This is a genomic window from Oligella ureolytica DSM 18253 (genome assembly GCF_000373745.1).
Lineage (GTDB): Bacteria > Pseudomonadota > Gammaproteobacteria > Burkholderiales > Burkholderiaceae_B > Oligella > Oligella ureolytica.
In genome coordinates this window covers 1-20,845 of record NZ_KB892311.1, presented here as the reverse complement: position 1 = coordinate 20,845, position 20,845 = coordinate 1, and the positions used below count along the sequence as shown (strand labels likewise).

General features: G+C 48.8%; 24 protein-coding genes and 2 pseudogenes. 4 read left to right on the top strand and 22 right to left on the bottom strand.

What is annotated here, in order from left to right:
• Positions 1 to 591: 591 nt before the first annotated feature.
• The 9 genes from ureG to B092_RS0108495 form a co-directional block, all read right to left on the bottom strand.
• Positions 592 to 1,233, bottom strand: coding sequence for an urease accessory protein UreG (gene ureG, locus B092_RS0108535; protein WP_018574820.1), 642 nt, complete (start codon positions 1,231 to 1,233; stop codon positions 592 to 594).
• Positions 1,234 to 1,251: 18 nt separating this feature from the next.
• Positions 1,252 to 1,962 (bottom strand): urease accessory protein UreF, encoded by a 711-nt coding sequence (locus B092_RS0108530; protein ID WP_018574819.1) that lies wholly within the window; start codon positions 1,960 to 1,962, stop codon positions 1,252 to 1,254.
• A complete protein-coding gene (gene ureE / locus B092_RS0108525; RefSeq protein ID WP_018574818.1) occupies positions 1,959 to 2,570 on the bottom strand; it encodes an urease accessory protein UreE in 612 nt (203 codons plus the stop codon). Before ureE ends, B092_RS0108530 begins: the two co-directional genes overlap by 4 nt.
• Before the next feature lie 2 nt (positions 2,571 to 2,572).
• Positions 2,573 to 4,288 carry an urease subunit alpha gene (gene ureC / locus B092_RS0108520; protein WP_018574817.1) on the bottom strand — a complete coding sequence of 572 codons (1,716 nt, stop codon included), beginning with the start codon at positions 4,286 to 4,288 and terminating at the stop codon, positions 2,573 to 2,575.
• Positions 4,285 to 4,593: an urease subunit beta gene (locus B092_RS0108515; protein WP_026253686.1), complete on the bottom strand. Its 309-nt coding sequence runs from the start codon at positions 4,591 to 4,593 to the stop codon at positions 4,285 to 4,287. The genes ureC and B092_RS0108515 overlap by 4 nt, the downstream gene beginning before the upstream one ends.
• Positions 4,594 to 4,606: 13 nt before the next feature.
• The gene (locus B092_RS0108510) at positions 4,607 to 5,221 is read right to left on the bottom strand and encodes a HupE/UreJ family protein (RefSeq protein ID WP_018574815.1); all 615 of its coding nucleotides are present in this window, start codon (positions 5,219 to 5,221) and stop codon (positions 4,607 to 4,609) included.
• A 31-nt stretch (positions 5,222 to 5,252) separates the two neighbouring features.
• Positions 5,253 to 5,555 (bottom strand): urease subunit gamma, encoded by a 303-nt coding sequence (locus B092_RS0108505; RefSeq protein WP_018574814.1) that lies wholly within the window; start codon positions 5,553 to 5,555, stop codon positions 5,253 to 5,255.
• Between the two features lie 63 nt (positions 5,556 to 5,618).
• Positions 5,619 to 6,473, bottom strand: a complete 855-nt coding sequence (locus tag B092_RS0108500; protein ID WP_018574813.1) for an urease accessory protein UreD — start codon at positions 6,471 to 6,473, stop codon at positions 5,619 to 5,621.
• A 323-nt stretch (positions 6,474 to 6,796) separates the two neighbouring features.
• The gene (locus B092_RS0108495) at positions 6,797 to 7,096 is read right to left on the bottom strand and encodes a two pore domain potassium channel family protein (protein ID WP_018574812.1); all 300 of its coding nucleotides are present in this window, start codon (positions 7,094 to 7,096) and stop codon (positions 6,797 to 6,799) included.
• Positions 7,097 to 7,515: 419 nt separating this feature from the next.
• On the opposite strand from B092_RS0108495, the pseudogene B092_RS14080 reads away from it, so the two are divergent.
• Positions 7,516 to 8,679, top strand: a pseudogene (locus B092_RS14080) (IS3 family transposase).
• A gap of 6 nt (positions 8,680 to 8,685) precedes the next feature.
• Here B092_RS14080 and B092_RS0108480 read toward each other — a convergent pair.
• Positions 8,686 to 9,026 (bottom strand): annotated as a pseudogene (locus tag B092_RS0108480) (transposase); the annotation flags it as partial.
• Between the two features lie 47 nt (positions 9,027 to 9,073).
• On the opposite strand from B092_RS0108480, the gene B092_RS0108475 reads away from it, so the two are divergent.
• Positions 9,074 to 9,364 (top strand): tyrosine-type recombinase/integrase, encoded by a 291-nt coding sequence (locus B092_RS0108475; protein WP_018574808.1) that lies wholly within the window; start codon positions 9,074 to 9,076, stop codon positions 9,362 to 9,364.
• Positions 9,365 to 9,711: 347 nt separating this feature from the next.
• On the opposite strand, the gene B092_RS15890 is transcribed toward B092_RS0108475, so the two are convergent.
• From B092_RS15890 to B092_RS14070, 3 genes are all read right to left on the bottom strand, one after another.
• Positions 9,712 to 9,948, bottom strand: coding sequence for a TSUP family transporter (locus B092_RS15890; protein WP_244870502.1), 237 nt, complete (start codon positions 9,946 to 9,948; stop codon positions 9,712 to 9,714).
• 132 nt (positions 9,949 to 10,080) lie between these two features.
• Positions 10,081 to 10,893: a TlpA disulfide reductase family protein gene (locus tag B092_RS0108460; RefSeq protein WP_018574807.1), complete on the bottom strand. Its 813-nt coding sequence runs from the start codon at positions 10,891 to 10,893 to the stop codon at positions 10,081 to 10,083.
• 159 nt (positions 10,894 to 11,052) lie between these two features.
• Positions 11,053 to 12,288, bottom strand: a complete 1,236-nt coding sequence (locus B092_RS14070; RefSeq protein ID WP_280513162.1) for a multicopper oxidase family protein — start codon at positions 12,286 to 12,288, stop codon at positions 11,053 to 11,055.
• Between the two features lie 143 nt (positions 12,289 to 12,431).
• Here B092_RS14070 and B092_RS15135 point away from each other — a divergent pair, with 143 nt between their 5' ends.
• Positions 12,432 to 12,620 (top strand): helix-turn-helix domain-containing protein, encoded by a 189-nt coding sequence (locus B092_RS15135; protein WP_115073823.1) that lies wholly within the window; start codon positions 12,432 to 12,434, stop codon positions 12,618 to 12,620.
• A 30-nt stretch (positions 12,621 to 12,650) separates the two neighbouring features.
• On the opposite strand, the gene merA is transcribed toward B092_RS15135, so the two are convergent.
• The 9 genes from merA to B092_RS0108410 form a co-directional block, all read right to left on the bottom strand.
• The gene (gene merA, locus B092_RS0108450; protein WP_026253681.1) at positions 12,651 to 14,306 is read right to left on the bottom strand and encodes a mercury(II) reductase; all 1,656 of its coding nucleotides are present in this window, start codon (positions 14,304 to 14,306) and stop codon (positions 12,651 to 12,653) included.
• A gap of 7 nt (positions 14,307 to 14,313) precedes the next feature.
• Entirely contained in the window at positions 14,314 to 14,598 is a 285-nt protein-coding gene (gene merP, locus B092_RS0108445; RefSeq protein ID WP_018574804.1) for a mercury resistance system periplasmic binding protein MerP, read from the bottom strand.
• A gap of 34 nt (positions 14,599 to 14,632) precedes the next feature.
• Positions 14,633 to 14,980, bottom strand: a complete 348-nt coding sequence (locus B092_RS0108440) for a mercuric transporter MerT family protein (protein ID WP_018574803.1) — start codon at positions 14,978 to 14,980, stop codon at positions 14,633 to 14,635.
• Between the two features lie 77 nt (positions 14,981 to 15,057).
• The gene (gene merR, locus B092_RS0108435; RefSeq protein WP_232244233.1) at positions 15,058 to 15,519 is read right to left on the bottom strand and encodes a mercury resistance transcriptional regulator MerR; all 462 of its coding nucleotides are present in this window, start codon (positions 15,517 to 15,519) and stop codon (positions 15,058 to 15,060) included.
• A gap of 37 nt (positions 15,520 to 15,556) precedes the next feature.
• A complete protein-coding gene (locus B092_RS15425) occupies positions 15,557 to 16,126 on the bottom strand; it encodes a multicopper oxidase domain-containing protein (RefSeq protein ID WP_232244230.1) in 570 nt (189 codons plus the stop codon).
• Between the two features lie 99 nt (positions 16,127 to 16,225).
• Positions 16,226 to 17,722, bottom strand: a complete 1,497-nt coding sequence (locus B092_RS0108425) for a Cu(+)/Ag(+) sensor histidine kinase (protein ID WP_018574800.1) — start codon at positions 17,720 to 17,722, stop codon at positions 16,226 to 16,228.
• Positions 17,723 to 18,409 (bottom strand): heavy metal response regulator transcription factor, encoded by a 687-nt coding sequence (locus B092_RS0108420; RefSeq protein WP_018574799.1) that lies wholly within the window; start codon positions 18,407 to 18,409, stop codon positions 17,723 to 17,725.
• Between the two features lie 105 nt (positions 18,410 to 18,514).
• A complete protein-coding gene (ccmA, locus tag B092_RS14065; protein ID WP_018574798.1) occupies positions 18,515 to 19,228 on the bottom strand; it encodes a cytochrome c biogenesis heme-transporting ATPase CcmA in 714 nt (237 codons plus the stop codon).
• A 275-nt stretch (positions 19,229 to 19,503) separates the two neighbouring features.
• Positions 19,504 to 20,331, bottom strand: a complete 828-nt coding sequence (locus B092_RS0108410; protein WP_197933426.1) for a class I SAM-dependent methyltransferase — start codon at positions 20,329 to 20,331, stop codon at positions 19,504 to 19,506.
• A 330-nt stretch (positions 20,332 to 20,661) separates the two neighbouring features.
• Here B092_RS0108410 and B092_RS16175 point away from each other — a divergent pair.
• Positions 20,662 to 20,845, top strand: a 184-nt coding sequence (locus tag B092_RS16175; RefSeq protein ID WP_483310403.1) for a four-helix bundle copper-binding protein, incomplete at its 3' end; no start/stop codon positions are given.

Here is a 20,845-nt window from a genome sequence, read left to right as displayed (position 1 = left end):
TGCACCGTAAATTCAAACATAAGCGGGCAAGCTATTTTGGTCTCGTCAAGGTGCATGCGCAGTCGCTTTTGAAAGCGATTTGCATCAATTGTTTAAAAGCTGCCAATAAGCTTAGGATAGTTGCGCCTAATTTTGCCTAAAAGGCAGAATTAGGCAGATAAATGCCAAAAAAACAGGCATTTATCGATAAAAGCGGGGTGAAATTTGTCGAAAATTTCCAAAAAAATCAAAAAATTTCCAAGTAGAACAAAAAAGCGCTATTTAACCGTTTTTATGCAAAAGTCTCACAGTTCATGCTTGAGAGAGCAAAGTGATTTTTTATTCGCTCTTGGTTTGAGCAGTTTTTCCCTGTTATTAATAAAGTTATGCACAGAAATTGTGGATATCTTTGTGACTTAATATGGTTATATATTCTAAGTGCTTGATTTGTATGATACTCCGAGCTTTTGAGGAGTAATTGAGCAGTGGGGTTTATGTTGCTCAGTGTCTACTTTCCCCAAAAGCAAAACCGCCGGGACTATGAACTAGTGTAACGGCGGTTTTATCTCGACTTATATTACTAAACGTTTGTGACTTAGCTCGATATTAAGCTTAAGCGCGGAAAAGACCTTCTTTTTTTAGAAAGTTGACCACTTCTTCTACGCCTTCACCATTTTTTAGATTACACATAAAAAAGGGTTTTCCATTGCGCATATGTTCAGTGTCTGATTTCATAATCGAAAGATCAGCGCCTACATAGGGTGCAAGATCGGTTTTGTTAATGATAAAAAGATCGGATTTAGTAATGCCCGGGCCGCCTTTACGTGGGATTTTTTCACCGCTGGCTACGTCAATCACGTAGATAGTAAGATCAGAGAGCTCAGGGCTAAAGGTCGCAGCAAGGTTATCACCACCAGACTCAATAAACACGATATCTGCATCCGGAAACTTTTCAAGCATTTGATCAATTGCCGTGAGATTAATGGATGCGTCTTCACGAATCGCTGTGTGCGGGCAGCCGCCGGTTTCTACCCCTAGGATACGTTCAGCAGGTAGAGCCCCGGAAAGGGTTAACAAGCGTTGGTCTTCTTTTGTGTAAATATCATTAGTGATCGCAATTAAATCTAACTCGGGATGCATTGCTTTACAAATCATCTCGAGTAGGGTGGTTTTTCCCGAACCGACAGGACCGCCCACACCAACGCGTAGTGGGGGCAGTGATTTAGTGCGTAATGGGACAGGTTTTTTATGCATAGTATGAGCCAATAAAAATTAAGAACGAAATAAGCGTGAAAATTGAGTTTCATGCCTAGACGCCACGATGGCGTATTGCGGTGCAAATGCATTAAGTAATGGTGGCGAGGCAGTGCTACGTGAGATAGCCTCTTGTTGAGCAGCAGGGATCTGCTGCATAACATGCGTAAGAATTCGTTGACCTGCTAGTTGGCCCAGCGGGACACTCTTGATAGCCGCTGCCACTTGATTCTCTAACCAAGTAAATAAATATGCGCTCAGAGAAGCTTCTAAGGGTAGCTGTGTGTTGGCACAAGCAAATGCATGCGCGCAGGGTAAGGTTAGCGGGTCTAACTGGGCAAGCTGGGCTAAGTCAGCAGGCGTTCCCCACTGAAACTCTTCAGCAAGTTTGTACAGTGACGAACCCATTTGAGTAGTTTCTTGACGCAGCTCTTGGGTCTCGCGTGATGCATAAAACCACTGGTTCCATTCATCCATCGCTGACCAGTCACGAGCCTGACAAGCTCGGTACATCAGGCACCAAAGTGGTGCCTCAGTACGAGCCATAACCATTTGCAATTGCTGTTCGATCCACTGCAGGGTGCTAGGTTCATCATGAATAAGCTGTAGTTCAACAGCTGCCTCCAGACCTTGAGAATAGCTAAAACCACCAATCGGCAATGCCGGTGATGATAAGTGCAGCAAGCGAGTAATTTGGTCTGTATCAAGGCCTATATTTACTGAATTCATGAGTTTTTGTCGTGCGACGCCTCAAAAGAATCTTCATCATGAGAGTGATCATGATGACTATGGCTATGACCGTGATCGTGAGTATGAGTCGGTTCATGATGATGGTAGGCAGCTTGAGCTAGCGCATAGTCTTCATCAAAAGTTTCATCGTGACCGTGGCGATGACCACCGCCATAAGCACCCACATCCGGTTCAAAAATAGCATCAACAGTTTCTACCGTGAGATCACCAATTTGTTCTAACATCTCTATTAGGACTGGATCGTGTTCAAACTGCAAAAAACCTTCGCCAATTTCTAACAAGATATGACGGTTGCCTAAGTGATAAGCTGCTCGTGCTAACTGCCATGGCGAGTCTGCCGTGACGCGCACGACATTTTCTAAGGCGGCCAGCACACGAATATATTGCTGTTGCTCGGTGACCAGTACATCATGATGACGTAAGGTTTGCCCCCGTTCAATTGCCATGCCGACTTCTGTGCCATCGTCTAAGCGTAGACGTTGGCGACTGCGTCTGCGTAGCGCTAAGCTAAGGGTTACCGTAGGGCACTCGGCAAGTTGTAGCTCCGTTGCGTCCTTATTGCGTATAAAAGTATTAACTATTTGCATAATTAAAATAAAAAATAACGTTGTGCCATTGGGAGTTCACTGACTGGTTCGCAGTCAAGTAGCTCACCATCGGCGAAGACTTGATAGGTTTCCGGGTCAACTGTAATTTCAGGTAGCCAGTTATTACGTACCATATCGCGTTTAGTGACTGTTCGGCATCCTTTGACGGCTTCAAGACGTTTGGTTAAACCTAAATCGGTTAACTCAGGATTGCTCAGGCTTAATTGAGATACAAAATTGATAGAGGTATGCAGTGCTTTGCCGTAACTACCCCACATAGGCTGAATCTGCACCGGTTGAGGTGTAGAAATAGAAGCACCCATATCGCCAATACTTGCACTGACGATCATGCCGCTTTTTAAAACCATATTTGTTTTGATACCGAAAAAAGCCGGACGCCATAACACTAAGTCAGCTACTTTGCCTACTTCGATGGAACCTACTAAGTGCGCAATACCATGAGCCAACGCGGGATTAATGGTGTATTTGGCGATATAACGTTTAATGCGCTCATTATCAGAGCGCTCGGAGTCTTCAGCTAAAGGACCGCGTTGCAACTTCATCTTGTGAGCGGTTTGCCAGGTTCTTAGCACGACCTCACCCACGCGTCCCATGGCTTGGGAGTCCGAGCTCATGATAGAAATTGCTCCCAAATCGTGCAAAATATCTTCTGCAGCGATGGTTTCACGTCGAATACGACTTTCAGCAAAGGCAAGATCTTCCGCAATCGATGGATCGAGGTGGTGACACACCATCACCATATCCAAGTGCTCATCAATGGTGTTGTTTGTAAAGGGAAGCGTGGGGTTAGTAGATGCCGGTAGGACATTAACCATGCCGGCCGCTTTAATGATATCAGGAGCATGTCCACCACCGGCACCTTCAGTGTGGAACGAGTGAATGGTGCGTCCTTTGAATGCCGCAAAAGTGTCTTCTGCAAAACCCGATTCATTAAGCGTGTCACTATGTATCGCAACTTGAATATCAGTTTCATCCGCCAGAGAGAGGCAGGTATCGATAGTAGCAGGTGTACTCGCCCAGTCTTCGTGAATTTTTAAGCCCATGGCACCGGCACGCACTTGCTCACGTAATGCCTCGTGTGAGCTAGCGCTGCCTTTACCTAGTAAGCCGATGTTAATGGGAAAAGCATCTAGGGCTTGGAGCATGGTTTTCATATGCCATGGGCCAGGTGTGCTGGTGGTTGCCAATGAGCCCGTAGCCGGTCCAGTGCCTCCACCGATCATGGTGGTGGTGCCGGTGGCTAAGGCCTCTTGGACTTGCTGAGGGCAAATATAATGAATATGCGTATCAATAGCACCAGCGGTAAGTATCATGCCTTCGCCTGCGATTACTTCGGTAGAGGCGCCAATAATGATGTCTATGTCAGGTTGAGTATCCGGGTTGCCGGCTCGTCCGATACCGGCAATCAAACCATTTTTAATGCCTACATCTGCTTTGATAATACCGGTGATTGCATCAATAATCAGGGCATTGGTAATAACGGTGTCTACGCAGTCAGCGCTAAGACGTTGACTTTGACCCATACCGTCTCGAATCACCTTGCCGCCACCGAACTTCACCTCCTCACCGAAAATGGCGTGGTCTTTTTCTACCTCGGCCAAAAGGAGGGTGTCAGCCAACCGGATACGATCGCCTTTGCCATCGGCAAAGGTTGGACCATAAATCTCAGTATACGCTGTACGAGATAATGAACTCATGCTAAATCCCCCATGACTTTACCTTGGAAACCATAGATCTTACGGTCACCGGCAAACGCAACAAGTTCGACGGTGCGACGTACACCCGGCTCAAAACGAATGGCGTTACCGGCCGGAATATTCAGTCTGTAGCCTAACGCTAGCTCGCGATCGAATTCGAGTGCATTATTAGTTTCTGCAAAATGATAATGTGAGCCGATTTGAATAGGTCTGTCACCATTATTGATCACAGGCAGGCGCAGTGTTGCGCGGCCTTCGTTAATCGTAATGGAGCCGGGCTCTGCAATAATTTCACCAGGAATCAACATACTATTATCCTTATACACCAGCTAAAAGCAGCGCACCATAACCGGCAATACCGACGCCCAGTAGGCGTGAAATCCATTTGCTATGCGCTTTAATTTTGAAGCCAATGAATAGGCCGGATAAATGTAGGGCTAACGTAGTGACAACAAAACCGATGATGAAGGCTACTGCACCATTACTTTGAGGTAATTCCATGCCATGAGCTAAACCATGGAACAAAGCAAACAGCCCGACAAGAGCGTAGCTGAAGACACTCTTCATGGTGACTTGACCCGCTACTAATAAACCTAATACCAATAAGGAGGCAACAATCATGGGTTCGACGGCAGGTAAATGAACGCCAACTAAACCAAGTACTGCACCAACAAGTAGTAACGCGACAAATGCAAAAGGCAGTGCAATAGCTTCACGCGCTGTTTTATGTGTGAGTGCACTCCAAATACCCACAGCCAGCATCGCTAACAGGTGATCTATCCCGGTTAATGGATGCTCTAAGCCGTGCATCAGCATATGCCACATATCATGATCGCCAATATGGCCGGGATGAGCGTATGCGTTGGTTGTTAGGAGGAACAACGTACTTGTAATAATCGCTAAACTACGGATTTTTTTTGAGTTATTAGTCATTGATATACCTATAGATGTTAGTTTTAAATAGTTAAATAATCGGATTGTGAACGGTGATTAACTTGGTGCCGTCCGGAAAGGTGGCTTCGACCTGTATGTTGGTAATCATTTCGGGAATACCTTCCATTACATCTTCGCGGCGTAGGATTTGTCCGCCTTCGCTCATGAGTTCAGCGACCGTTTTGCCATCGCGCGCGCCTTCCATAATGGCAGCTGTAATGAATGCAACGGCTTCAGGATAGTTTAGTTTTAAACCGCGAGCGCGGCGTCTTTCCGCTAAAAGGGCTGCAGTAAAAATGAGTAATTTATCTTTTTCTCTTGGTGTTAATTCCATTTAGTGCATTTCCTTATAAACAGTAGAATTAAATTGTGTAATTCAATGAAAGTAAAAGGGTAATTAAGTTGCCCATAGCCTGAGAGGGGTGCTTGGTGTATGCAGCACATGCTGGCGCAAAAGTGCCCACGCCTTTTCAAGTATAGAGCGAATCTCTTCCATATGTATGCCAATACAGCGTACGAGATACAGAGACTGCTTCTCGTCATACTGGATAACCGTAGACGCGGCTCGTAGCTCATCATTCCAAGGCAATAGCTGGCTGAGCCTCTCGTATTGTTGACGATCTAAAGTAGGTCCAAAGCACCACAGTACCGCATGCGCCGGAAAATCAGCTAAACCGGAGATGCTGTGACGTATCGGATCGTCAGCTTGGATTAGCCCTTGATCTATCCATAACCATTTGCCATCAACCTTAAGGCGTGTCTCGGCTTGCATTGAGCCGGCATCCCAGTAATTGGGTTTGTTGACACGCCCGAGCTGAAACGCGTCCCATCCAATGGCTGAAGCACCGGATTCAAGCTCAATAATCGTACGCGAGGCTGCATTAGCTTCCTCGAAGACAATATTTTCTAACGGTAGCCAATCAAGGCGGCTACCTTTATCAACCTGAATAGTGACGGTTTGCGATGCCAATTTACCATTGGATTTGTACCATCGCGTAGCACCGGGGTTAAAAATAGTGGCATTAGCCTGATCGCTAAGCCTGACCTGAATAGATAAGTGGTCACCCCCGGCAATGCCAGAAGGGGGGTGAAGTATTGCCACGTGGCAAATATGGGGCCCCTCGGGGTATAAAGTGCGTTGTACTAGTAAAGGACCTTTATGCTCACGTAAACTAAGTACCGAACGCTTATTTGCGTCTAGACTGAATTGCAAGTTCAGACTAGCGTACCAATGATCAACTAAGCTGGACATTTATCGTACATACATACGCTTGTATGCATACCTAATAGTTATAAAGCATAATTATTCATTATTTGTGACATAAAGTCTATAGCTAAGCAGGGGATTTGATATATATGTTTTGTTAGCGTTTTGGAGATGCTCGCGAAGCTGTCTCACTGTGTCTATCTAGGATAAATAAAAAGCAATTAATTAGGGCGATGGCTATGGCGTTCATCTAGGCTGGTATTGAACGAGTTCTGTTTTTCATACATTGTTAAATAATAAAATATCAAAGCACCGAACTAACATTGATGGTACTTGGGATTGTCTTTAATCATATGGCTTATCTATGATCAATCGTCTTTGTCCTCATCGCTTTCATCTAAATGAAACTTGTGTAGCATGCGGTGCGCTACCGGAGCGAGAATAATACCAAGCGTTGCAGCAAAGACTAATCCTACAACCATACTATAAGCAGATAAGAAGAGTTTGCCTGTCGCCGTCTCCGGAATGATATAGGGCCCAATCCCACTCACAACGAGAGCAGTATTGAGAATGGCATCAAACCAATTGAGAGATTCTAAATGAACATGAGCAATGCTGCCGGTAGCGATTGTGAACAATAGAATGAGCAACGCATACAAAATGTGCATCACAAGTCGTCGCCTAAAGTGACGAGCAGTTATTAGTGGCTGATCTTTGGATTCGTACATTGGATTTAAATTACCGGTCTATGTATTGACGATAGATCATATTGTATTCACAAGCGCTAATTAATCAATTCATTCGTGTAGTAAATTAGACTTCTAATCAATGATTACACTGGATTTTGAGTCATCGTTGTGTTTTTGTTGGACATCAGTAAACCCCCAATGGTTGGATTTGTTTTGTCCAGCTTTTTGGGGCTTGTAGAATTTCTTCTAAATACACATTTCCACTGTACGCACAGAAATGAAAAAAACCCCGATATAACAATAAGTTATCGGGGTTTTGGTGTCGCTAGATGTTCTGGTCTAATTCAAATGGACACTTCGATGAGAGACAATAGGCTCAGTCTAGTTTGAGGTGAAAAATGAATCAGAAGCGTAAGTATAAAACCTACTCGAAAGAGTTCAAAGAAGAGGCTGTGTCCTTGGTGACAGATCAAGGCTATAGCGTTGCCGGAGCAGCTGAAGCGGTTGGGGTAAACCCCAGCCAGATTTATAACTGGAAGAAGCAGCAAGAAGAGCAGGCTAATGGCACTATGTTGAACGACAATGAGCGTACAGAACTGTTAAAACTCCGTGCTGAAAACAAGCGATTAAAGATGGAGAAAGACATCTTAAAAAAGGCATCGGCCTTCTTCGCCAGGGAAATGAAATAGGTTTTAAATTTATTCATTCCAAAGTGCAAGAAGGCTACCCAGTGAATTTATGCTGCAAGGCATTGGGGCTGAGTCGCTCAGGCTATTACGCTTGGGAGCAACGTCCTTCCAAGCTTATCAGGGCAGATACACTGAGGCTTTATTGCAAGGCGAAACAGCTTTTTGCAGAAAGTCGTAATAGTCTTGGCAGCCGTGGGCTCATGAAAGCACTGCGCCAACAGGGGTTCGTTGTCGGTCGTCATAAAACGCGAACTATCATGCGTAAGCTAGGCCTGGTGGTACGCCAGCGCGTGGCTTACAAAGTAACGACTAAGCGTGATGAGCGCCACTTGGCGGCACCTAACCTAGTTAATATGAACTTTAACCCAGCCCAAGCTAATCAAGTATGGGCTGGTGATATTACCTATTTAAGAACTGGGCAAGGTTGGATGTATTTAAGTGTTGTTATGGATTTGTATTCTCGCCGAATCGTTGGCTGGTCTATTAACAAACGTATGACAACTGATCTTGTGTTGCAGTCGGTTAAGCAAGCCTATTGGCTTAGAAAGCATCCAATAGGTGTTGTTTTCCATAGTGACCGTGGCTCCCAGTACACCAGTAAAAAGTTAAAAAGCTCGCTAACTAAGCTAGGTATAAAACAGTCGATGGGTGATGTTGGGGCTTGCTGGGATAATGCCGTTGTTGAACGCTTTTTTGGAAGCTTAAAACACGACTGGATACTCAAAGCTCAACACGCAACTTGCGAGTGTATGGCAGCCGATGTAGCTGCTTATATGAAGTATTACAACCTAAAAAAGACTGCATACGTCTAATGGTGATATGACTCCGGTTGAGTATGAAAATTATCAATTAAACGTGTCCACTTGGGCTTGACCAGTACAATTTGCATGCGGCACGCTCACTCAGCGTAAATCGCGTCATCACGTACTCCACAACGGCCTTTTTACTGGCGGGCTTTACCACTTTTTTGATACGACATCCTTCAACGCCTCATTTTCTAGTAGTTTCTCTGCAAGCAGCTTTTTCAACTTAGCGTTTTCAGATTCGAGCTCTCGAAGTCGCTTCACCTCATTCACTTCCATGCCCGCATACTTACTGCGCCAGTTGTAAAACGTACCCGATGAAATACCGAGCTGACGGCATAGGTCGCCAACCTTGGCACCGGCCTCATGCTCTTTGATGGCACGGATAATTTGTTCTTCGCTGTAACGCTTCTTCATGGTGAGATCTCCTTTTGTTCCAGTTTAATGGAAATCTCATCAACCTTATGGCACTGTTTTTGGGGGATAGGTCACTCAAACGGATCTTCAAAAGCACTGCCGACCACATCCGCATGCGCGGTGATGACTTCGAGTCCAAGGCTCGGCATGTTGAACAAGCTTCAGCCCATTGGCTGCGACACACCTCTGGCACTCATATGGCCAATAATCAGGTTGATTTGCGCTATGTGAGGGACAACCTTGGACACGATTCCATCAGTACGACTAATACCTACCTGCACTCGTCGGACGATGCGCGGCATCGCGAGACCGAAGAAAACCACAAGATCAGATGGTAGCGCTGGCCTGAATCACGCCGGGAATCGAGGAGGCGGTTTCCTGCGCCAATAATGGCGACATCTACCTTCCGTGTTTGCAATGTTCACTCCTAATGCCTCGCTCAAAAATGTTCTTGAGCACACCGACGAAACGCCCAGTTTCGCGTGAGACTTTACAAACGCTAGTACGCAATAGGGGCACTTCATCCTCGGTCTGGGCACTACGTGACGACATAAACATGCGGTACTCAGCCACAAGCATGATGGCAACAAACGTCAGGTTCAACCAAAGCGCCGGAAGCCAATGGGCCAGCCTGACGCCCTGCGGGGCCGTAACGGCACCGGCAGCGGCAAGTGCGATGGCCCCCTTATAGGCGGACGACACCTTGGCGCAGACCTTGCACTGCACCCAGCCCTGTCGTCGAGCCAACGGCAAAAAGCGCTACGGGAGCAGCCGAACGAATATCCATCCCAAGACCAAACACCAACGCTGGCACGGCGAAAATCCCCCCTCCAGCCCCGGTTAAACCTAGAGCTACGCCAATCAGTAGACCCAGCAGTGTGCCAACGAGCATCACGCCCCACCTATGAAGAGAGGGTTCCACATAGCCTCATCAAAGTCGCACTTCATTGTGCGACCCGATACTTCGGACTGAGCATCATGTTGCAGCATGCCACTGTATTTTTGGACCCGACTCCCATCATTAGAACTCTTTCTGAGGAAATATGGTTGGTTGTCACTGCAATCCAAAGCGGTTTTTCAGGGTGTTTTTCAGGCTTGGCATGGTGATTTCACCCATGTGAGCATCTAGCATTTTTCCTTCCGCGTCAAAAAACAAGGTTGTGGGCAATCCGCGTGAGCCGACCTCTCGCATCATGGCCGACGAAGGGTCGAGCAGCACATGCTCCAGCTCCAAACCTTCTGACTTCAGGAAAGCGTTAATAGCCTGAGTACTTTCCCCCTGATTTATCATGACGACAGCCAGGTCGGGGTAATCCGCTTGAGCCTGCACGAACACGGGCATCTCGCGTCGACAGGGCGGACACCATGTGGCCCACAGGTTCACTACAACGGGTTTCCCGGCAAAGCTTGTAAGGCTTACGGGTTCGGAGTCTATCGTGCTCAATTCAAGCGCAGGTAACGACGGAGCAGATTCATGCAGCAGGGCCAGCGAACCGCCTGCCCCGCCCCAGGCTATTAACCCTGCCAAAACGCCCGCATAGACTGGTTTGCGCAGGGACTGCTCATGCCGGGTTCTCCACCAAATCCAGGCAACGGCTACCGGGACACCGGTGACGGGGTAAAAACCGCCGTCACCTACCGCCAGAATGGACCAGGGTGTAGCGATATAGTCGCTCCACCATATCAGAACGAAGGTGAGACGCCCCGTAACCAGGCCGACCATCAACGCATCGAAAATCAAGCTGCTTGCGTGCTTTGCCCCCGACCCCATCAAACGCCGAGCGACGAGCCGTGCAGCGATCCATGCCACGATGGCTGCAAGCACGATAATGACAACTCGAATCGAGAAAGGACCTACGCTAATCATGGCACTCCTGCTGTATCCAGATGCGCAATGAATTCCTGCGCGTTAATTTCACCTACCGTACGCTGCCCTGAACAGCACCATCTTCATGGACGACGAGGTCGGCCATCCAGATGACAGTGCTTAACTTGGAAACTTGTCCAAGATAAGCATTTAGCATGGCTAGATCACTTCAAGATTTGCCATCATGCCTAAATCTTCATGCTCCAAAATATGGCAATGGAACATACGAATGCCCGGCGTTAGCTGTTTAACGTGAAAAACGACGGTTTCATAAGGGCGTAAATTAACGGTATCCCGCCACGCTTTGAACGGCTCTGGAGTCACCACGCCATCTTGTTCACGTTGTGCAACCTGGAACTGCGTCCCGTGAAGATGAAATGGATGATCCATGTGCGAATTATTAAAAACGCGCCACTCCTCGACATCGCCCACGTGGCTACGCAAGTCAATGCGGTCCATCTCAAAGACTTTGCCATCAACCATGAACATCGATTGCAGCATGCTCATTGTCATGGGTTCATGGTTCCCGTGATCCATCTCCATTTCGCTGAACTCAATGGCTTTAAATGCCACGGGCTCTCCCAAGTCAGGCAAGGTATTTAATGTAGGTGGCATCGATGGCGTACCTTTTGCTTCTACCGCCATGTGAGCCAATACCGTGTCGGTGTGTGGTTCCTGGACCATCATCTTCGCGCGATCATAGTATCGATTTAACAGCTCTCCCTGTAGATTTCCTTCGGTGAGCACCATGACTTCAACACGTTCTGCAGGTGCTAAAAACACCTCGTCCATTGGCGCTTGAGCTTGCTCTAATAGTCCACCATCAGTGCCTAGCAATATCCATTGACACCCCGGCACTGCTAAACGTAAATACCTCGCAGCGCAATTATTCCAAATCCGTACGCGTGTACCCGTAGTCAGCTTTATGCGTGGCTGTAACTGGCCATTGATCAATACAAATTGACCTTCACGCCCATTCATCCAGTCCATCATGGTATTAGGTGGAATATGCGTCTGGGTATCCAACCGCAAGTCGGAAATCATCCAGTGTTGTTCTGGGAGCTCTGCCAGCGGATCGTCTTTCGCGCGCACGATAAAGGTTCCCGCTAACCCCCGCGCTACTTGCATCGCCGTTAAACCATGCGGGTGGGGGTGATACCAATATGTGCCGGCACTTCCTTTGGGCAGAGTAAATCGATAAATACGTTCTCCGCCCGCAGGCACGCTGTCCTGTGGGTTGCCATCTTGGTCTGAGGGCACAGGTAAACCATGCCAGTGCACGGTCGTGGGCTCAGGCAATTGATTTTTGAAGAGGATTTCGACCTCGTCACCCTCGAACACCTCGATTTGNGCACCACACGGATAACGGGATAAATAAAAGTGAGCCGATACCAATCCCGGAAGCAGTTAGAGTCGCTGAAAGTCCACGCTCTATGGATCACTCAAAGGCAATTTGATACTCGGGAGGCTCATGGGGCATCCTACATAGTGAGGTGTTCATACAGAATTGTGGCGCCGACGCCCATTAGCGCCAACGCATACTGGAGCGCACCAACGAGGGGCGTCTGGAGGCCAAGGCCAAGGGAGTCAAATTTGGCCGAAAGCCGACGGTGGACAAGACTAGAGTCCGCTCACTCTACGAACAAGGGAACGGTGCCTCGGAGATCGCCAGACAGTTGAAAATAGGACGTTCGACAGTCTATAAAGTGCTTGCATTGAACGAATAAGGGCTTTTTTAACAGCCCTTGCTCAATTCGTTACCCCGCGCAGCAGGACAGCTCTTTCACATCTTTGTTAAAGGTTTGGGCGCAGAGCTTAAGCCCTTCCACCATGGTCAAGTAAGGGAACAACTGTTCGGATAATTCTGTTACTGTCATCCGGTTGCGGATGGCTAAAGCCGCACTCTGGATCAGCTCTCCGCCTTCATGCGCCAGGATTTGAGCGCCAATCAGGCGTCCACTGACTTTTTCTACCACCAGTTTGATAAAGCCATCAGTGTCAAAATTAACCAATGCTCTAGGTACGTTTTCCATGCTTAGTACCCGACTATCGGTTTCAATATATTGTGCTTTGGCCTGATCTTCAGTCAGTCCGACGGTCGCCACCTGGGGATCGGTAAAGATCACCGCAGGCATAGCGGATAGATCCAGTTTAGTCTCACCGCCTGTCATATTGATGGCGGCGCGACTACCGGCCGCGGCCGCGACGTACACAAACTGCGGCATGTTGGCGCAATCCCCGGCGGCATAAACACCTGGAACGCTGGTTTCCATACGCTCATTGACGATGATCACGCCATTTTGCTCCGTCTTGACGCCTACCGCATCGAGGTTAAGCTTGCCTGTATTGGCATGACGGCCTGTGCTGATCAACAACTTGTCACAATGCAAAGTGCCAGCCCCAGCTTCTGATGAGAGAATTTCAAGAGTAAACTGCTGCCCATCATAGGAAACACTTGAAGCCTGGGTATGATTCAGAACACGAATGCCTTCTTTTTCAAAACATCCTGAGAGTTGTTCACCGAGCAAGGGCTCCTCCCGATAGAGCAGTGTGTGTCTGGCCAACACGGTTACCTCACTGCCTAATCGGCGATAGGCCTGGGCAATTTCCAGTGCCACGACTGACGAGCCAATCACCACCAGATGTTGAGGCATTTCTTCGGCAAAAAGAGCCTCGTTGGAAGTCCAATAGGGTGTCCCGCTCAGTCCTTCGATGGGAGGAATAGTCGGCGTCGATCCGGTCGCAATCAGGACCTTATCAGCGTGAACCTGCTGCTGCGTACCATCGTTTTGACTGACGATTAGTGTGTTAGCGTCCTTGAATCGCGCCCAACCTTTGATCAGACTGAGCGCAGGATTGGCGTCCAGAATTTTCTGGTATTTGGCCGCACGCAGCTCCTCGACCCGCGCCGTTTGCTGCGCCAACAACAGTGAGCGACTCAGTTGGGGGGAATGATTTTCCAATCCCGCAAACGGGTTATGACGCTGCTGCTCTGCCAGTTGCGCAACCCGGATCAGGATCTTTGACGGCACACAACCAACGTTGACACAGCAGCCGCCAATGACATCCGCCCCTTCGATGAGCGTCACTTTAGCACCGCCTTCGGCTGCCTTGATGGCGCAGGCAAATGCCGCTGAACCGCTGCCAATAATAGCCACGTGCAGTTCTTCCGTATCCTCATCTTTGGTTAAGCGTGAGTTATTGCCCAACGCAACGACTTTAGCCTTATAGCCCAGCGTGGCGACAGCATCGAGCAAGGTTTTCTCATGGATATCTGTGTCGGTTTCGATGACGGCATTAGCCTCGTCATAAGAGACCATTGCGCTGCTAACGCCCGCAACGGCTAGCAGGGCCTCCTGAACATGATGGGTGCAACTTGCACAAGTCATCCCAGAGATAGACAGTGTGATCATAGGCACCTCAATTAGCTTTGTTTTTTATCGTGGAGGGATAACCAGCATGGGTGGTGGCTTCAATCAACGCATCGGCACTTGTCTTTTCATCATCAAAGGTCACCATGGCTTCTTTATCCTCATAGCTGACCTCCGCACGGGATACGCCATCGACTTTAGTCAGCGCCTTTTTCACCGTGATCGGACACATGGCGCAGTTCATGGTGGGTAAATCTAGGGTCACGGTTTGCGGTTTAGCCCAGGCCGTCAAACTTGTGACAAAGAGCATTAACACAAAGGTAAGTTTTTTCATGGATTATTCTCCAGCAGGTTGTTGGCATTCACTGTCAGGCAATCAAGGGGATCCAATAGCTACTGGTCACAAGTACCAGCGCGAGTAGAGCTGTTATCCAAAAGATGACTTGACGGCGTTTACGTACTTGCAAAACGGCACAGCCAGTGCCCGATTCGCAGGCCTCGACGGGACGGTAAACCTTCCACCCAGCCCAACTGAAGAGAACCAGCACAGCGAAGATGAAAAGGGGGCGATAAGGTTCGAGCAGGGTGAGATTACCGATCCAGGCGCCACCAATACCCAGCGTAAGCAACAGGAAGGGGCCGACGCAACACAGTCCTGCGCCGATAGCCGCCGCAATACCGCCGAATATTGGCAGATTGGCATCGTTTTTTGACATGACTCACTCCACTTGGTTTGTTCCAGTAAAGTCAGTCTAAACGCCGTACTCTAGTACGGAGTCAAGCAGGAATAAACTCAGCGCGATTTTCTATCCTCAGGAAGAAGGGAATCGATAATGGGACAATGGGTTTGGTCAGGATTAGCAGCGCATTGGTTCAACAAATCATTAAGGACGGTTTCCAAGCGACGCAGATCAGCCATCTTGGCACGAACACTGACAAGCTTGTGAGAAGCCATGTCTTGTACTTCTTGACAGGGAGTATTATCTAGCATCAGCAGATGGGATATTTCCTCCAAAGTAAACCCCAGTTCCTGGGCACGCTTGATAAACCGGATCCGGTTCAGGGTTGTCACTGGATAGCGACGATAACCCTCGGTTGGTTTATCAGGTTGTTCGATAAGACCACGCCGCTCATAATAGCGGACAGTCTCGACATTAACACCTGCCGACTTTGCTATTTGACTGATGGTGTACATTTGGGTCTTGTTCTCCGTACTTAAGTACGGTGGATTGTAATCCGAAAGCAGATAAACCACAATAAAACCTTAGCGTACGTTTTCGTTCTGTTGGACTTCATACCCCTAAACCATGCGGGTGGGGGTGATACCAATATGTGCCGGCACTTCCTTTGGGCAGAGTAAATCGATAAATACGTTCTTCGCCCGCAGGCACGCTGTCTTGTGGGTTGCCATCTTGGTCTGAAGGCACAGGTAAACCATGCCAGTGCACGGTCGTGGGCTCAGGCAATTGATTTTTGAAGAGGATTTCGACCTCGTCACCCTCGAACACCTCGATTTGTGGTCCTGGCAACAGGTCGTTATAAAGCCAGAACTCTGTCGGCGTACGATTGGCCACTGTTTTTTGTGCGGGAGCAGCGGTCAATGTGGCTTTGAACCGGCCCGCCTTACTACTTGCATTTTTCAAGCGCGGTAACGCCTCTAGTGGACGTTGGGACGGCATGCGATCTAAGGGCAACAAAGCTTCTGCCATATCCGCGTGCGCCCCGTGCTGGCCGTCCCCCATCATTTCATGATGACGGGCCATAGACGTGCCATGTTCAGCATGAGTCTGAGCACGTAGTACGGGAGGCGCCATAAGTAAGGCGGCTGCGCTAGCTTTCAAAATCTGTCTGCGTTTCATCATAAAACTCTCATAAAAAATATCTTTGCCATGAGTCAACCCATCCTTGCCCGGCATAGAAGCCGGTAAGGCTAAGGAGTCTCATTCTCTATCGACGCATGATTAACACGCGCCACCGTTATCCCATTTCGTTTCGAAGTGTCCAGAATCAGGACTACAACATCCGGTTGCGGGGGCTAGAACGTTAAACGTCGTTCCCTTTTCGTTGGACTGAACGCTGATTTTCCCGCCATGCGCTTCAATAATTGACTTGGTGATAGCTAACCCAAGACCCGCGCCTTCACTACTACGTTGAGCTAACCCAAGACTCGCGCCTTCACTACTACGTTGCCGTGAGGCGTCAGGCCTATAAAACCGATCAAAAATATGAGCCAAATGTTCGGATGGTATGGGTTCGCCAGCGTTCCAAATACAAATCTTGGCCCTCTCCCCATCGACGCTGAGGGTCGCTGATACGTTGCCTCCCGCAGGTGTGTATCGGATGGCGTTAGACACAAGGTTGCTTAACGCACGACGCATCATCAGCCTGTCACCCACCATCCAGACCTGTTCACCCTTGAGTACTAGGAGCACGTTTTTTTCTTCAGCCCAGGCGCTAAAGTAATCGAAGAGAATGCGCATTTCGGCCTCAAGATCAATTTCGACGAGTTCGGGCTTAAGCAGCTTGTTATCTGCCTGGGCCAAAAACAGCATATCACCAATCATTTTCGCCATGCGCTCGTACTCTTCCAGGTTGGAGTACAAAATCTCCTGGTACTGCTCTACGCTGCGGGCATGCGAAAGCGCGACTTCCGTCTGAGTTTTCAGGTTGGTGATTGGCGTGCGAAGTTCGTGTGCGATATCCCCCGAGAATGCTGAGAGCCGCTGAAAGGCATCTTCCAGTCGGCCCAGCATTTCGTTAAATGAAACGGCAAGTTCGGCAAGTTCTCGCGGCACGGCGTCAGGCTCAAGGCGCGTATGTAGCTGATCTGAGCCGATGCGGCGTATCTCGCGGCTGATGCGCCGGATTGGGGCATGACCTTGGTATACCGCGAACCATATCGCCAGAATTGCTATCAGGCATGCCGCCACCGTGACGATTCGAAGGTGATTGCGAAAGCTATTGAGGTAACGCAGGTGAAAATCAATGCCGGTTGCAACAGTAAGTTTTAGGAACTTGGAGCTGCCAAGGCCGTCGGAGTCGAGCCATAGGACAACGCCCCGCAGTGTTTCGTCACGATCTTTCCACATGCCAACCGTATCGACTGAAACCTTCTCGACAGGGAGTGCGATTCGAGAAAACCGTTCCAGGTCCGAGCCTGGTGATTGGTAAATTCGCCGGCCTGCATCATCGGAGATGTAGTAATAGGCATTATGGTGACCCGAAATTGCATCGGTAAGCCGCCGTTCCAGTTCTTCCTGCTCGACGTCCGAAGGCAAGGTGGCAACGGTGTGTTGCAACGCATAAACGACGGCATTGAGTTCGTCAACATCCTGCTGAATAAAATGATCGTTGATGGAGCGCTCGATCATCCAGCCAAAGGTAAGGAACACGACCGTTATAACCATTCCTATCGAGACGGTGAGCCGTACTACTAACGAGATCGGACGTCGTTTCACTTATTCATCCGCCTGAGTCACATCAAGCATGTAGCCCATGCCGCGCACTGTATGGATCAGTTTTGGCTCAAAGTCGTCGTCAATTTTCGCCCGTAATCGTCTTATCGCGACATCGATCACGTTGGTATCGCTATCGAAGTTCATGTCCCAGACCAGAGACGCTATTAATGAGCGAGGCAGAACTTCCCCTTGCCTGCGTACCAAAAGCTCCAGCAATGCGAATTCTTTGTTTGTTAAATTAATACGCACATCCTGGCGCACCGCCCTGCGCCGAGGAATATCGAGAACCAGATCAGCCACCTGCATTTCAGTTTGATAAGCGGGGGTTGAACCGCGCCGCAGCAATGTGCGGACTCGTGCAAGAAGCTCAGAAAAAGCGAAGGGCTTGACCAAGTAATCGTCGGCACCCAGCTCCAAGCCTTTCACACGATCTTCGACACTGTCGCGTGCAGTTAAAAACAGTACTGGCGTGGTTGACTTGGCGTCGCGAAGGGCTTGCATAATACGCCAGCCATCAACGTCGGGCAGCATCACGTCAAGGATAATGACGTCGTACGAACCGGTTAACGCCAGATGGTGCCCATCCAGTCCTGTACGCGCAAGGTCCACAATAAATCCCGCTTCTGTTAGACCTTGTTGAAGGTAGTTCCCAGTTTTCACTTCGTCTTCGACGATAAGCAATCTCATTACTACACACTCCTAAAAACTGATGGCGTCATAGGTAAGAGCCCCAAGCAACTCTCGTAAACGTCGCCACATCATTAACCAATCGCGCCCAGCGCCGGGAATGTCCTAAGCAGCCAAATAGCAAAGCGAACCAACTGCCCAGTTGCCACAGCAAGCCCCATAAGCACCAAAATTGTACCTGAAATAATTCGGAGATAACGGCCAACTTGGCGCAGGGAGCTCAGTTTGCAACGGGCTGGCTAGGGCCATATCTTGATGGGTGGTAATTACCGCAATACCGCCATCATCAAGATGCCTATCGACCGCTTGTGCAACATGCTGACTTGCCTTGGTGTCCAAAGCCGTCAAGGGTTCATCCAAGACCCACAGAGTGCGCCTGGAGAGAAATAATCTCGCGAGGCTGACACGTCGTTTCTGACCCTGGGATAAGGCTCGCACGGGCATATGGGCACTGCCTTGCAATCCTATGTGTTCCAAAGCATCCTGCACAACCGACAGTTCAACCGGTTCGTTTACTAATGAAGCGATGGACTGCAGGTTCTCGGTGGCACTTAAGCTGTCTTTCAGTCCCAATGGATGGCCGCAATAAAGCAGCTCTCGGCGGTACTCGGCCCCTAAATGTTTAATTAATCTGGTCTTCCAGTTGATCGTTCCTATAAAGGGCGGTGTCAGCCCGACAAGCATGCGTAAAAGGCTTGTTTTGCCGCTTCCGTTCTCGCCGGTGATGAGGAGGCCCTCGCCAGACCTTAGAAGGAAACTCACATCATGAAATAGGCGGCGTTCACCATGAACACAGTCCAGATTACTCACTTCAAGCACTGCCTTTCCTTACTTGCTATGTTTTAGTGATCGTTGCGCTCGACATTTTTATAAAAGAGCACTGAAGACGTGGTGTGTTACAGCCACGCCTTGAGAATGTCCGCCAGGAGGTGCTGCGACATCGGTTATGGGAGTTTAGTCTTACGCTACTGACGAGACCATGACTGCACGATTACAAAATTGTCATGCTGCAATATGCATCGTTTCATGTGGGCGTTCACGCCGGTTAGCTAGGTCAATACTGCCCTGCCGACTCTCAGTGCGTCGACTTCGGGCTACGTTGCGATTGCAATGTTCGCTTCCATCGGGAAGATGACGGAATCGCCATACGTGAAGCGTTCCACAATAAGACGCGTTGCCTTTTCCACTTTCTCCACCAGAGCTAAGCGCTCCGGGGCGCACATAGACGCAAACGCCGGCACGGACGTCGCTGCACCCAATATCGAATAATGAACAAACTTTTCAGGGTCTGGCATCCGAATCGACAATGATCGGGTCGTGGTTTCGACGCGATCAAAGCCGGCATTGTGCAGCAATGCATAAAGCTCGTCTGGATTTGATAATGAAAAAGCGACGTCAACATCGGTAACCGAAACATTAAGATGATGTGCGACCGCTGTGAATAAGGCTTCGTGAAGCGGGTGCCTTTCCAGGGCCTGCCACACACTAATAATGGCTCTGCCTTCTTCTCGGAGTACGCGTCTAGCCTCCTTGGCCGACGCAAGCCGATTCGGAAAAAACTGGAATCCTTGCTGACACAACACAAGATCAAAATCCTTGTCCGGAAGGTTCAGTTTGGTCGCATCGCCTTCTTGCCACGTAATGACTGCTCCTGCAGGTTGGGGTTGGGGTTGTGCACGGCCAACTTGGAGCATTGCTGGGTTTATGTCCACAGCAAGAATTTGTCCGGACGAACCGACCATGGGCGCCACTTGCCTGGCAACACTGCCGGTGCCACACGTAAGATCCAGTACGCGCTCACCCGATTGTGGGTTTGCCAGATCAATTAGTACGCGTGTCCAGGGATCTGCAATGGGGCGACTAAGGTAGCGCTCATACACTTCTGCAGGATTGTCATTTTGTTGAATGTCTTGAGTGCTCATAATCATCTTATATATTGTTTTTCAATAGGTTAACACCACGAAAGAGAAAGCGCAAATGCAATGAGGCAGTAGAAACGTGGGGCCCGACGGTAGTGAACCTTCCAACATGACCAAAGAACACTGCATTCAGGTAAAGATGCCTAACTAACTATATTGACTACGCGCTGACCGGACGATGACTCTGTTATTACTCTTTTGTCATGCGTTAGAGATGTGCTTCCCAGTGAGAAACTAGTGCTTTGGCCTACCCTTGCGATGGCATTGGACTTGCTGGTTCGAGGAGGTGGCGCACTTTGCTGAGCTACATACGACTAATTTCCTTCAAGTTCTATGGAGATGAATATGCCTCATGAGAAATTTAAATCTTGTATTGACGCGTGTTATGCGTGTGCTACTGCGTGTGATCATTGTGCGGTGTCCTGCCTTGATGAGCAAGACGTCAGGAGCATGGCACGATGCATAAAGTTGGATTTGGATTGCGCTGAAATTTGCCGCGTCGCGGCCAGTTATATGG